Below are 13,165 nucleotides of genomic sequence, written 5' to 3' on the forward strand. Positions count from 1 at the left end.
TACATTTTTCTAGTCTGACGACTATTCTTAGAGTATCATTTCGCCGTGTCATGTATAGCCCTGTTTGAGGAACGAATGCGTCTTGAAATCCTGTGTGCCGATCGGATAGGAATTGCACAAGAAGTTTTGAATATATTGGTAAATTATCAGGTTGACCTTAAGGGCATTGAGGTCGATTCGGTCAATTGCAAAATGTATGTCAGCTTCCCACCTATCGAGTTTGAACAATTTCAGAAAATAATGCCTGAGATTCGCCTAATTGATGGTGTTGAAGATGTGCGTACTACTGCTTTCTTACCTTCAGAGCGAGAGCATAATGAACTCAATACTTTGCTTAGTGCGCTCCCAGATGGTGTGATATCCATCGATGCAAAAGGGTGGGTTCGTCATTGTAATGATGCAGCTTGTAAAGATCTCAGTTTGAGCCTAGACGATGTGCTGGGTGAGAATATTAATAACCTTCTAAAAGGCTTTAATTTCACTCGTTGGCTAGAAGGTAAAGAAGTATTAGGGCAAACCACGCGTGTTGAAGTGGGTGGTGAAGATTATATTGCTGATATCTTACCGATCACTGTGCCGCAAAAGCCAGATGGCGATATTCTTGCTGGCGCGGTAATTAATATTAAATCGCAAAGCCGTTTAGGCCAGCAAGTCAGTGCCTTCAGACGTTACGGACAAGAAAGCTTTGCAACCATTCACAGCAACAGCACTGCGATGCGCCGTGTTGTGCGAGAAGCGCGCAAGATGTCCCAATTAGATGCTCCGATCTTGATTACCGGTGAGACCGGCACAGGTAAAGAGTTGTTGGCTAGAGCATGTCACTACGCATCAAATCGATCAATTAAGCCCTTCATCGCTTTGTCATGCGCTTCTTTACCAGATGATGTTGCAGAGTCAGAGTTATTTGGGTACGCAGGCTTTGAAGAGAATGCTGCGCCAAAGCGCGGCGTGTTAGAGCAAGCCGATGGCGGCACAGTCTTTTTAGATGAAGTGGGCGAAATGTCAACCCAGTTACAGACAAAACTGCTTCGCTTCTTGCAAGATGGCACGTTTAGAAAAGTCGGCGATGAAAATGAAGTCAAAGTCAATGTCAGAATTATTGCGGCGACACAGAAAGATCTCCCAGCGATGGTTCAAGAAGGCTCTTTCCGAGAGGACTTGTACTACCGTATTAATGTACTGACTTTGGATATCGCACCGCTTCGAGACAGAAAAGCTGATATCGGGCCACTCACAGAGCACTTTATTCAAAAGTATGCACAGCAAAATGGTCAGCCTGCACCAACACTCGCAACAGATTGTCTAGTCTTTTTAGAGCAATACCCTTGGCCTGGTAATGTGAGACAGCTTGAAAATGCAGTGTATCGCGCAGTTTCTTTGCTGGATGACAAAGAACTTCGTGTTGAGCATATGCAATTGCCAACATTCACCCATGAACTAGGGTATTTGGAATCTGATTTTGAAGGCACCTTAGAGCACGCAGTTAAACGCTTCGAAGCTACTTTATTGAGAAAGCTTTATCCGGCATACCCTAGCTCTAGACAGCTTGCTAAAAGATTAGGGCTGAGCCATACCGCAGTGGCAAATAAATTAAGAGAATACGGTATAAATAGAAAGACCGTAAAAGTTTAGTTTTATCTGGCAAATCGCTTACTAAGATATGGGACTACTTTTTAGCGCCCATATCTTTTGTCACGCCATCTATCTTGATGTTATCAATTCCTTTTTCATTAAACTTAATCTGAATACTGACGTTATTTTTCACCAAAAAGTAATCAATCTTATTAAGAGAAAGCACATAATTTCCTTTTACTGGCACCTTAAACTCTTTCTTCTTTAAAGTAATTATTTGCTCACCGAGTTGCCACTCAAAACTGTCAATAAACCCGGCATTGAATTCTTGAACCCATACTTTTTTATCGTCTTTACTGAGTGTAAGGGCAATAGAATATGACTCAGGCAAACTGGACATGTTATAGGTCTTTTTACCTATTCTAAATGCTTGTTTCTGTTCATCCCAAGCAAAGCCAAATGCAAAAGTTTTGTCTACGCCTGTTGGGTAAGTGACTTTTCCTTTTCCCTCAAAATCAAAGTTGGCAAAAACACAGGAAGAAAAGAGCAAGGTGGTAAGCACAAAAGTATACAATTTCATATTAAGTTTCGTGTGAGAATAGTTATCTTTTAAGACTAGTGGAGCAATTACGGCTTAGCAACAATTTATTGTGAGTAACTAAGCTTATGTTAAACTTTATTTTTTACTTACTGGTTGGACCATAAATGAACCTGTATTTTAGGCTGATACTGCTACTTTTAAAGATTAAAAGAAACAATGAATACAAAGGCTTACTGGATGTTAGCAAAATAGATTTTAAAGTAATGCCTAGTGATTGCGATATTAATATGCACTTGACCAATTCGCGATATCTTGCGTTTATGGACTTAGCTCGAACTTGGATGACAGAAGAGATTGGCTTATTTAAGGTAGTTATGAAGCGCCGCTGGTTTCCAATTGTTAATGCAACGGCCATTACTTATATCCGAGATATTAAACCGCTTGAATCATTTAAAGTCAGTACTCAGTTAGTTGGGTGGGACCATAAATATTTTTACATTGAGCAAAAGTTTACAACGGCGAGAGGCCTTCATGCGATAGCTTATGTAAGAGGGGTGTTTAAAAGCAAACAAGGTATTGTCTCTGTTGAAGATATGCTTGCAGCAGCAAATTACTCGGGTCCAGCCCCTGTATTATCGGAAGAAATAGAACATTGGAAAGCAATGTTAGAGGCGAAGAAAAGCAATAATAAAAAAGGCCACTGATTGTGGCCTTAGGGATCGAGAAAGTAACTGTATTTTTTACTTAGAACTTGTACTTAACACCTAGCATCGCAACAACAGGGTCAAGTTCAACATCTGATGTTAGTGCTTTTGCACCGTTTGCATATACTGTTGCATCAGTGTTGATATCAATTTTTGATACCATACCATGGATACCCCACTTTTCATCAATGTCATAATTGAATCCAGCTTGAAGTGCGATGCCGAAAGAGCTATCAAGCTCAACCTTTACATCATCAGTTTTCAGTGTCGCTTTAAGCGCTGCACTTGGGTCTTCACTGAAGAAAACCGTATAGTTTAGGCCTGCACCAACAAATGGGCGAAATTTTGCTGTTGAATCAAAAAAGTGATACTGAGCTAAAAATGTAGGCGGTAGGTGTTTAACCTTAGCGATTTCAGCACCAGCAAGACCACCTGCACCATTTACGGTATGAGAAAATGGGGTCGCTGCAACTAATTCAAATACAATGTTATCAGTGTATTTATAATCAAAAGTAATACCCAGCTGTGTATTTGAATCTGCTACTAATCCAAGTGCTTTATTTTGATCAATAGCTGAAGCTGTGTCGCTAGGGTTAACATTAATTAGACCAACATTAACGCTTAATTTAGCTTGTGCTAAAGGAGCGGCTACTAGAAGTGTAGTAAGTAGAGCTGCGCCAAGTTTTTTCATTTTCATCTCCTGATGCCTTTGCAAGGTATGTAATTTTTTTCTTGAAGCCACTATAGGCCAGTCCAGGAAACGAAAACTGTTCTAGATCAATTTTTATTTCAGGTTATTTCAGAAATTTTTGAAACTTTGATTTAGATTAATTTTTGGGTATCAAAATCAATTTTTACATGCGGCATAGACTTAAAATTGCAAGTAAAGTGACACACGAATGCAATACTGCAACGTTTAAATAACATTCAATCTTTTATGTATAAACGAACGTTATGATTAGTGCAGCTATAGAAAACAAAGCAGACCTTGAAGTCATAGATTTTGTACAAACCTTGGTCAGGGCCAAGTCAATCACCCCCGATGATGCGGGTACTTTAAGTTGGCTGTCTGAGCAACTGAGTCTACTTGGGTTTGACATAGACATTTTTGATGTCAATGGCGTTAAAAATTTAGTTGCCGCAAAACAGTTCGGTCCTGGACCGAGCTTAGGCTTCATTGGTCATGTCGATGTAGTGCCTGCAAATTCTGATGGGTGGAAAGTATGTCCATTTTCAGGTGAAATATTTGAAGGTTGTATTTATGGAAGAGGCGTTGCAGATATGAAAGGTGGTATCGCAGCTATGCTGTCTGCGACCAAAAAAATGCTCAATCAAACATCACCTCAAATAGGTAGCTTATATTGGTTAATTACCTCTGACGAGGAAGGAGAAGCTGAATATGGCAGTAAGGAAATCGCTGCATACCTGGCCAAGAACGACATAGTACTTGATGCATGTCTTGTCGGTGAACCGACCGCAGATAAAATTGCTGGAGATACCATAAAAAATGGGCGTAGAGGCGCGCTATCAGGTCGTATTCATATAAAAGGAAAAGCTGGGCATGTTGCTTACCCTGAAAACAGTGTTAATGCAGCGCATATTAGTGGCAATATAATCAATAGTCTGACCAACATTGTTTGGGAGTTGGATGAATATGGCTCTAAGACGGGGCTGCAGATAACAGGGTTACAGGTGAATAATAGTGTAGACAATATTATTCCGGACAACTGTGAGATTACTTTTAATATCCGTTATAGTCATAACTATGATAGCAAAGCAATTATAAAGTTGGTTGAGCAGGCATTAGTTGAAAACCAAGCATACATACAGTGTGAGTGGGAAAGGCCCTGTGAGTCTTATTACACTGGGCATAAACAAAATAATTGCTTCTTAGGCTTAGTCGAGCGGGCTATTTATGACACCTGTGGTCAATACCCCAAACTGACTACTGCAGGAGGTACATCGGATGGTCGTTTTTTTTCAAATAGTCATACTCAAGTCATCGAGTGTGGGGTAGCCAACGCAACTATACATCAAGTCAATGAGCGTATCGCAATACCTGATTTAATTCGGGTGAAGCAAATATATTATGCTATTTTAAAAAATTATTTTAACAGCAAATAGTCGTTGTTCTTTGTTGCATTTGTTTACAACTCTTTTTGTCTGAGTGCTGTTCATAATTTGGGAAAGTGAGTAAAATTGTAAGTACATCATTTTCATATTGTTGGACACCACAAGCTTACGTTATCATGCAAGGAAGAATGACAATAAACACAGCTTTAATAAAAACAATGAAAAAAATAACAACTCTGTTGCTATGTTGTTTTTGCTTCTTTTCTACTGTAAGCCACGCAGATGAACATCTTGAAAAAGACGAATTGCTATGGCAATTCAGCTTAGGCACGTTTTGGGTCGATTCAACCATGACTCAGCTCGTGGGGGCCAATTCTCATTTTAGTGCACCTGGCTTATTGATTGATGCAAAAATCGAATATAAAAACTTTTACTTGAATACCCACTCAGGCGATTTCTACGGTGGTTCAGACTTAGGGTACCAATTAGTCATTGAAGATGGCTGGGGTATCGATGCCATTTTAGGCAGCTACCAGCAACCGTTTAATGAAAGTGGCTATTATGAAAATGAAGACCAAGTGCCTGAACTCGCTGGTATCAAAGATAGAGAGCATGACCTTTCTCTAGGATTTGCTTACTACTTCAATCACGGAGAATTTCAAACCGTCACAGAGCTTGTATTTGATGTGTTTGGAGACAGTGATGGCTGGTTATTTCATTTTGATACAACTCGCAACTTCGAACTACGTAACTGGGATGTTTGGTTAAATATAGGTGCAAACTATTACTCATCTGCCTTTATTGATTATTATTACGGTATTGATGCAGATGAAGCGACTGCTTTCAGGCCTGAATATGAAGTAAGTAATACTTCATCACTTTATTTACAGCTACAAGCAGATTACCCAATAGCTGAAAATTGGGTCTTTAGTGCTGGTGCGTCTGGTTTTATTTATTCATCGCATATTGTAGAAAGCCCAATTGTTCACTCCAGACACGCTCGTGTCTTTTTTGCAGGAGTGAAGTATGTATTTTAAGATGATCTCATTTTGTTCGTTGCTTGTGACTTCTATGAGTTATGCACAAACAAAAGATGAAGGACCAACCGAGATCTTAAACGTCATGCCGAGCAAGTGCGTGGCGTTGAATGAAGGGCGAACCTGCTATACTGATGTGAAGTTTGCTGTCACAGCGCCAGATGTTGGTGACTACTGTTTAAGAGAGAGTGGAACGAAGAAGATCCTTCAGTGTTGGGCAAATACTAGGACATTTATGTATACGCTGAATTTTGGCTCAACAGAAAGTATTAGCTATGAGTTAATTTCTAAGCAAAAGAGAGATACCTTGGCTGTCACCACAATCGAAGTAAACTGGGTACATAAGATTAAGTCTAAAAAGCGTCGTTGGAGAATATTTTAAGGAAGATAAACAGTCTTCCTTAAAATTTGGGTGCCCAATATAGGAGAGCTAAAGCATTGAAAAAGCTTTAAGATGGAACTATTGGCACTGTTCAATCAGTTCACGTAAATGCTGACCGACATCCTGAGTTTTATTTTGGCCCTGTTCAAGTAAATTTGTTAATTGAGTTTGTAACTCTGCTAATTCATATTCACCAAGTAGAGTTTTCAGGTAATCAACGGTTTCAGCTCCATGCTGAAGAAGTTGACCGATTGTTTCTAAGCTAAGTTCTTGTTCGGTTAAGTTATTGATTGTATCGACTAACCCAGCCAAGTCAGCACTATCTTGTAATGCGCCCTCAACTTCTACCAAAGCACCCATAGGATCAGCATCTAAGCTAGTAGCAACACAGGCTGCGACACTGCCTTTTTCAGCTGATGCTGCAACAGTTTGTAAGCCTTGCTCACGAATAGCTTCAATTGCAGCCTTTAATTCTTGATTCTCAGATAAGTATTGCTGTTCAATCTGTGCCTTCGAACTTTCGAAAACATCACAGCCAGTTAAAGACACGGTAAAAATGCCTGCAAAAAATAGTGCTTTTTTCATTTATGTTCCTAATAAGCGAATTTCTTACAGTTTACGGATCTGAATGCAATTTTCCATTCAATTGAGTCGTCATACTACGCTTATTTCGATATTGCAGCATAGATATAACATTACTATAACCATGGATTTGCGTTTGTACCATATTAGTGAAGACAAACAATATACTTTGCCAAGCTTTGCGCACAGCGAGTGTAAACTTAGATTTTAATGTGGTGCTTAATGCCATTAGAAAAACCTCTCGAAAGACATTTACTTGGTGCTTATCTTGAAAAAGCCGGTTTAAATAAGTTCGATTTTTCTCTATATACAGCCAAATGCTCTGTTGAGAAGTTAAGTGTTCAGTAAGAGAGCAAATGTATTGTTTATGATCGAAAAGATTAGAGCAAGAAATAAAAGAGGGCAGCTTCTTTTTAACTAATAAATTAAAGTAAGTGAAGAAATGCTCAAAATTATCACAAATATCTTTACTTGAAGAGGTTAACAGCTGAAATTGGTAAGGGGATAAACTCATAGTGAGTGCCTCATAAATATTAGGCACGTCCATTTGCATTAATCTTTATATCATCTAACTTGATGATATCGCCTCGTCTAAGCGCTTAATTAAAAGTATAGAGGGCTTTAAAAATTTTGAGTTAAAAATTCAGGAGTTTCTGTTTTTTACTTATAAATAAAGAAATCAGAGTGTATTTATATGCTTTATGGTTGCTTATTTATGGAACACTCCCTATAATACAGCCTGTTTTGCAGTAGTAGTGCTGCACGTTGGCGCGGGATGGAGCAGCCTGGTAGCTCGTCGGGCTCATAACCCGAAGGTCGTCGGTTCAAATCCGGCTCCCGCAACCAATTTTAGATAACATTTTTATGTTTTCTTACTCTGGTAGCGCGCATTCATTGTAATGCGCGTTTTGCGTTTATAGCGTTCGTATTTAGCGCTGACGTGACCAAGCTAGGCCTCAGGCCGCACAGTTTTGTATTTAGTGTGACGCCCCGCTTGGTCCGGGGCGTTGTTGTATCTAAAGCTTGCTAAAGATACATGATTACTCTGGGCATTTTGCCCTTTTTTTGTTTGTATGGAGGATATTTGTGTCAAAAATCGAGCTAGAATTAACAGCTATGCTAGAGCCTGCTGTTGAAGCATTGGGATTCGAACTTTTGGGTCTAGAGTTTGTGCAAGCCGGTAGACACTCAACTCTACGTGTTTACATCGAACATGAGAATGGCATCACGGTTGATAACTGTGCTGATGTGAGTCGCCAAGTGAGCGCGATTTTAGATGTTGAAGATCCGATTACAAATGAATACGACCTTGAAGTGTCTTCACCAGGTGTTGATAGACCATTATTTAAGCCTGCTCATTATGAGCAAGCAGAAGGTGAAGAATTAAGAGTTCGTACCAAGCTTCCTCAAGATGGAAGAAGAAACTTTAAAGGTGATTTAGTTGCAGTATCTGGTGACATGATCACTCTCCAAATCGATGGGCAAGATCATATGATCATGCTTAGCAATATTGAACGTGCCAACATCATCGCAAAATTTTAATAATTAGAGCGAAGGACAAGGGCAAGCGAGGCATTATTATGGCAAAAGAAATACTTTTAGTAGCAGAAGCCGTTTCGAATGAAAAAGCGGTTCCTAGAGAAAAAATCTTTGAGGCGTTAGAATTTGCATTAGCAACGGCAACAAAGAAAAAACATGAAGGTGAAATTGAAGTACGCGTTTCAATTGACCGTAAAACGGGTGAATACGATACTTTCCGACGTTGGATGGTAGTAAACCCACAAGAAGATGGGTCATTAGAAAATCCATTTTCTGAAATCACTTTAGAAGCTGCAAGTTATGATGACGACAGCATTGAGCTAGGTGATTTTGTTGAAGAACAAATTGAATCAATTAAATTTGACCGTATCACTACGCAAATGGCGAAGCAAGTAATTGTACAGAAAGTACGTGAAGCAGAGCGTGCACTGGTTGTTGAAGCTTATAAAGACCAGCAAGGTGAGCTTGTTACTGGTGTGGTTAAGAAAGCAACGCGCGATGCAATTGTGATTGATTTAGGTAACAACGCAGAAGCTGTGATTTACCGTGAGGATATGTTACCTCGCGAAAGCTTCCGCCCGGGTGACCGTGTTCGTGGCTTATTATACGAAGTTAAACCAGAAGCTCGTGGCGCGCAATTATTTGTAACGCGTTCTAAGCCTGAGATGCTAATGGAATTATTCCGTATCGAAGTGCCTGAAATTGGCGAGGAAATGATTGAACTTCGCGGTGCAGCTCGAGATCCTGGTTCACGTGCTAAAATTGCGGTTAAGTCAAATGATAAGCGCATTGACCCTGTGGGTGCATGTGTGGGTATGCGTGGTGCACGTGTACAAGCTGTTTCGACAGAACTTGGTGGCGAGCGTGTTGATATCGTGCTTTACGATGATAACCCAGCGCAGTTTGTTATCAATGCAATGGCGCCAGCAGAAGTTGCATCAATTGTAATGGATGAAGATTCACGCTCAATGGATATCGCAGTAGAAGCTGATAACCTTGCGCAAGCAATTGGTCGTAACGGTCAAAACATCCGTCTAGCTAGTCAGTTAACAGGCTGGGAACTAAACGTGATGACAGTAGAAGATATGGAAGCGAAGAACGCTGCTGAATCTGATAAACTGATCAACTTATTTACTGAAAACCTAGACATCGATGATGACTTTGCAACTTTGCTTATCAATGAAGGTTTCTCTTCACTTGAAGAAGTTGCTTACGTGCCTGCGGCTGAGTTCTTAGAAATCGATGGTCTTGATGAAGACACAGTTGAAGAGCTGCGTAATCGTGCAAAAGATGCACTAACAACAAGTGCTCTGAAAACTGAGGAAAGTCTTGAAGGCGCAGAGCCTGCAGAAGATTTACTTGCGCTTGAAGGGTTAGAGCGTCACCTTGCATTTGTAATGGCAAGTAAAGGCGTTGTGACACTTGAAGATTTAGCAGAGCAAGGTATTGACGAATTAGTAGAGATTACTGAACTTTCAGAAGAGCAAGCGGGTGAGCTTATCATGGCTGCTCGTAATATCTGTTGGTTTGGTGAAGACGCATAAAATTTATTAACGGAGGTAACACACACTATGGCAGAAGTAAGTATTGAAAAACTGGCCGAAACTATTGATACATCTGTTGATAAACTGTTGCAGCAATTAAGTGATGCTGGGATCAGCAAAAGCAATGGTGATATGGTCACTGAAGCTGAAAAAGCACAATTACTTGATCATTTGAGCAAGCAGCACGGTGGTAAAGGTGCTGAAGGCCCAGAGCGTATGACATTACAGCGTAAAAGCAAAAGCACTTTAAGCGTGAAAGGTTCAACTGGTAAAGAGAAATCTGTACAAGTTGAAGTTCGTAAAAAGCGCACTTATGTCAAGAAGAGCGCCGTTGAACAGCAAAAAGAGCAAGAGCGTTTAGCGCAAGAGGAAGCTGCTCGTAAAGAAGCTGAGTTGAAAGCTCAGCAAGAAGCTGAACAAAAGGCGAAAGAAGAAGCAGAGCGTAAAGCAAAAGAGGAAGCAGAGCGCAAAGCTAAAGAAGAGGCAAAGCGTAAAGCTGATGCTGAACGTAAAGCCAAAGAACAGCAGAGCAAGCAAGTGGATACAGAACAGCAAGAGAAAGAATCGTCTAGAGGCTGAAAGATTGCAGAAAGAAGCAGAAGAAGCAGCATTGAAAAAAGCTGAAGAAGAAGCAAAACGTCAAGCAGAAGAAGCACGTCGTTTAGCTGAAGAAAACGAAGCGCGCTGGAAAAAGGAAGAAGAAGAGCGCAAGAAGCGCGAAGAAACAGCAGATCACCACATGACTACATCAACATATGCTCGTGAAGCAGAAGATGAGTCAGATGCGCGTGAAGAAAAGAGTGCACGTCGTAAGAAGAAGAAGAAAGGTCCAGCAAAAGCTGAAGCTCCAGCAAGAGGCCGTAAAGGCAAGCTGAAGGCTCCTACTTCTTTACAACATGGTTTCCAAAAGCCAGTTGCAGACGTAAAACAAGAAGTGCGCATCAGTGAAACAATCACAGTTGCAGAGCTTGCATCTCGCATGGCGGTTAAGGGCGTTGAAGTCGTTAAGACCATGATGAAGATGGGTGAAATGGTTACAATTAACCAAGTACTTGACCAAGAAACAGCACAAGTTGTTGCTGAAGAAATGGGTCATAAAGTTGTTCTTGTTAAAGAGAACGAGCTCGAAGAAAAAGTACTAAATGACCGTTGTGAAGGTTCTGCTGAATTACAATCACGTGCGCCAGTTGTCACAGTTATGGGTCACGTTGACCACGGTAAAACGTCAACACTTGATTATATTCGTTCTAAGAACGTGGTATCAGGTGAAGCGGGTGGTATTACACAGCATATCGGTGCTTACCACGTTGAAACTGAAAACGGCATGGTTACTTTCCTAGATACTCCAGGTCACGCAGCGTTTACTTCAATGCGTGCTCGTGGTGCGAAGGCAACTGATATTGTAATCTTAGTTGTTGCAGCTGATGATGGTGTAATGCCACAAACAATCGAAGCGGTTCAACACGCGAAAGCGGCTGAAGTACCACTTATTGTTGCTGTAAACAAAATTGATAAAGAAACAGCAGATCCAGATCGTGTTAAGAACGAACTTTCTCAGCACGATGTAATTCCTGAAGACTGGGGCGGTGACGTACAGTTTGTACACATCTCAGCGAAAACAGGTCAAGGTGTTGATGAACTACTTGAGTCAGTTCTAATGCAAGCTGAAATTCTTGAGCTAACAGCAGTGCATGATGGTATGGCGTCAGGTGTTGTCATTGAATCTCGCCTAGATAAAGGCCGTGGTCCCGTTGCTTCTGTACTAGTTCAGTCAGGTACGCTTAAGCAAGGTGATATTGTACTTTGTGGTCTCGAGTACGGCCGTGTTCGTGCAATGAAAGATGAAGATGGTAAAGACATCAAGCAAGCGGGCCCTTCAATTCCTGTAGAGATTCTGGGTCTTTCTGGTGTGCCGGCTGCAGGTGATGAAGCGACTGTTGTTAAAGATGAGCGTAAAGCACGTGAAGTAGCACTTTATCGTCAAGGTAAGTTCCGTGATGTTAAACTTGCTCGTCAGCAGAAAGCGAAGCTTGAGAATATGTTCTCTAACATGACTGAAGGCGATGTGTCTGAAGTTAATGTGGTACTTAAAGCGGACGTTCAAGGTTCAGTTGAAGCGATTTCTGATGCACTAGTGAAGCTATCAACAGATGAAGTTAAAGTGAAGATTGTTGGTACTGGTGTTGGTGGTATCACTGAAACTGATGCAACACTTGCTGCGGCATCTAACGCGATTGTTGTAGGCTTTAACGTACGTGCTGATGCTTCTGCTCGTAAAGTGATTGAAGCTGAGAGCCTAGACTTACGTTATTACAGTGTAATCTACCACTTAATCGACGAAGTTAAACAAGCAATGTCTGGTATGCTTGCACCTGAATTCAAGCAAGAAATCATTGGTCTTGCTGAAGTTCGTGATGTGTTTAAGTCACCTAAGATTGGCGCAATTGCCGGTTGTATGGTTACTGAAGGTGTTGTTAAACGTAACAATCCAATCCGTGTACTTCGTGATAACGTTGTTATTTACGAAGGTGAGCTTGAATCACTACGTCGCTTCAAAGATGACGTAAATGAAGTTCGTAACGGTATGGAATGTGGTATCGGTGTTAAGAATTACAACGATGTACGCGTAGGCGACCAAATCGAAGTATTTGAAGTTGTAGAGATCCAGCGTAGCCTATAATCAACTGCTATACTGATTTACAAAAATGGGGGCATTTATATGCCCCCATTCGTCTATTAGATATATGAATAAAACTATTACTAAAATCAATGGTTTAAATTACAAGTAGGTGATAATGAGAGAATTTTCTCGTACTGACAGAGTTGCACAGCAAATTCAAAAAGAAATCGCTGTGATCTTACAAAGAGAAATTAAAGATCCGCGTTTAGGTTTTGTGACGGTTTCTGCCGTTGAAGTTTCAAGAGACCTTTCATACGCGAAAATCTTCGTGACTGTGTTAAATACCAGTGATGAAGATAAAACTAAACAGAGCGTACAAATACTGAATGATGCAACGGGTTATATTCGTTCTATTTTAGGTAAACGTATTCGCGCTCGCATTATGCCTGAGTTGAGATTTGTGGTTGATACATCTCTTCTTGAAGGTATGCGTATTTCTAACTTAGTTGACTCTGTGATCCGTGAAGACAATGCAAAGCGCGGCCCAGAGGAAGAAAGCGAAGAGTAATTA

At 40.6% G+C, this 13,165-nt stretch carries 13 protein-coding genes, 1 tRNA gene and 1 pseudogene; 11 read left to right on the top strand and 4 right to left on the bottom strand.

Translation table 11 applies throughout. The annotated features are described in order from the left end of the window. Positions 1 to 75: 75 nt before the first annotated feature. Positions 76 to 1,632 (top strand): transcriptional regulator TyrR, encoded by a 1,557-nt coding sequence (gene tyrR / locus ACXAC4_RS04770; protein WP_475159430.1) that lies wholly within the window; start codon positions 76 to 78, stop codon positions 1,630 to 1,632. 34 nt (positions 1,633 to 1,666) lie between these two features. Here tyrR and ACXAC4_RS04775 read toward each other — a convergent pair whose 3' ends face one another. After that, positions 1,667 to 2,152 (bottom strand): hypothetical protein, encoded by a 486-nt coding sequence (locus ACXAC4_RS04775; RefSeq protein ID WP_475159433.1) that lies wholly within the window; start codon positions 2,150 to 2,152, stop codon positions 1,667 to 1,669. Positions 2,153 to 2,277: 125 nt separating this feature from the next. On the opposite strand from ACXAC4_RS04775, the gene ACXAC4_RS04780 reads away from it, so the two are divergent. Continuing rightward, positions 2,278 to 2,817, top strand: coding sequence for a thioesterase family protein (locus tag ACXAC4_RS04780; protein WP_138483235.1), 540 nt, complete (start codon positions 2,278 to 2,280; stop codon positions 2,815 to 2,817). A gap of 40 nt (positions 2,818 to 2,857) precedes the next feature. Here the strand turns inward: ACXAC4_RS04780 and ACXAC4_RS04785 are convergent, their stop codons facing one another. Beyond that, positions 2,858 to 3,508: an OmpW/AlkL family protein gene (locus ACXAC4_RS04785; RefSeq protein ID WP_421965128.1), complete on the bottom strand. Its 651-nt coding sequence runs from the start codon at positions 3,506 to 3,508 to the stop codon at positions 2,858 to 2,860. 263 nt (positions 3,509 to 3,771) lie between these two features. Between ACXAC4_RS04785 and dapE the strand changes: the two genes are divergently transcribed. From dapE to ACXAC4_RS04800, 3 genes are all read left to right on the top strand, one after another. After that, complete coding sequence (gene dapE / locus ACXAC4_RS04790) at positions 3,772 to 4,941, top strand: succinyl-diaminopimelate desuccinylase (RefSeq protein ID WP_475159435.1); 1,170 nt, start codon at positions 3,772 to 3,774, stop codon at positions 4,939 to 4,941. 167 nt (positions 4,942 to 5,108) lie between these two features. Beyond that, the gene (locus ACXAC4_RS04795) at positions 5,109 to 5,927 is read left to right on the top strand and encodes a MipA/OmpV family protein (protein WP_475159438.1); all 819 of its coding nucleotides are present in this window, start codon (positions 5,109 to 5,111) and stop codon (positions 5,925 to 5,927) included. Next, positions 5,917 to 6,309 (top strand): DUF3019 domain-containing protein, encoded by a 393-nt coding sequence (locus ACXAC4_RS04800; RefSeq protein WP_138483227.1) that lies wholly within the window; start codon positions 5,917 to 5,919, stop codon positions 6,307 to 6,309. The genes ACXAC4_RS04795 and ACXAC4_RS04800 overlap by 11 nt, the downstream gene beginning before the upstream one ends. Positions 6,310 to 6,387: 78 nt before the next feature. Here ACXAC4_RS04800 and ACXAC4_RS04805 read toward each other — a convergent pair whose 3' ends face one another. Together ACXAC4_RS04805 and ACXAC4_RS04810 are read right to left on the bottom strand one after the other, a co-directional pair. Beyond that, positions 6,388 to 6,894, bottom strand: a complete 507-nt coding sequence (locus tag ACXAC4_RS04805) for a hypothetical protein (RefSeq protein ID WP_475159442.1) — start codon at positions 6,892 to 6,894, stop codon at positions 6,388 to 6,390. A 31-nt stretch (positions 6,895 to 6,925) separates the two neighbouring features. Further along, positions 6,926 to 7,120 (bottom strand): hypothetical protein, encoded by a 195-nt coding sequence (locus ACXAC4_RS04810; RefSeq protein ID WP_138483223.1) that lies wholly within the window; start codon positions 7,118 to 7,120, stop codon positions 6,926 to 6,928. Here ACXAC4_RS04810 and ACXAC4_RS04815 point away from each other — a divergent pair. From ACXAC4_RS04815 to rbfA, 6 genes and pseudogenes are all read left to right on the top strand, one after another. Further along, entirely contained in the window at positions 7,114 to 7,239 is a 126-nt protein-coding gene (locus tag ACXAC4_RS04815) for a hypothetical protein (RefSeq protein ID WP_475159444.1), read from the top strand. The two genes, ACXAC4_RS04810 and ACXAC4_RS04815, sit on opposite strands and share 7 nt — an antisense overlap. Before the next feature lie 421 nt (positions 7,240 to 7,660). Further along, positions 7,661 to 7,737 (top strand) — tRNA-Met (locus ACXAC4_RS04820). A gap of 240 nt (positions 7,738 to 7,977) precedes the next feature. Beyond that, positions 7,978 to 8,433, top strand: coding sequence for a ribosome maturation factor RimP (rimP, locus tag ACXAC4_RS04825; RefSeq protein ID WP_475159446.1), 456 nt, complete (start codon positions 7,978 to 7,980; stop codon positions 8,431 to 8,433). Between the two features lie 38 nt (positions 8,434 to 8,471). Continuing rightward, entirely contained in the window at positions 8,472 to 9,974 is a 1,503-nt protein-coding gene (nusA, locus tag ACXAC4_RS04830) for a transcription termination factor NusA (protein ID WP_349287230.1), read from the top strand. 27 nt (positions 9,975 to 10,001) lie between these two features. Continuing rightward, positions 10,002 to 12,654, top strand: a pseudogene (gene infB / locus ACXAC4_RS04835) (translation initiation factor IF-2). Between the two features lie 115 nt (positions 12,655 to 12,769). After that, positions 12,770 to 13,162, top strand: coding sequence for a 30S ribosome-binding factor RbfA (gene rbfA / locus ACXAC4_RS04840; protein ID WP_058029279.1), 393 nt, complete (start codon positions 12,770 to 12,772; stop codon positions 13,160 to 13,162). Positions 13,163 to 13,165 lie beyond the last annotated feature (3 nt).

It is taken from the genome of Pseudoalteromonas sp. AWM4_233, from assembly GCF_056158285.1.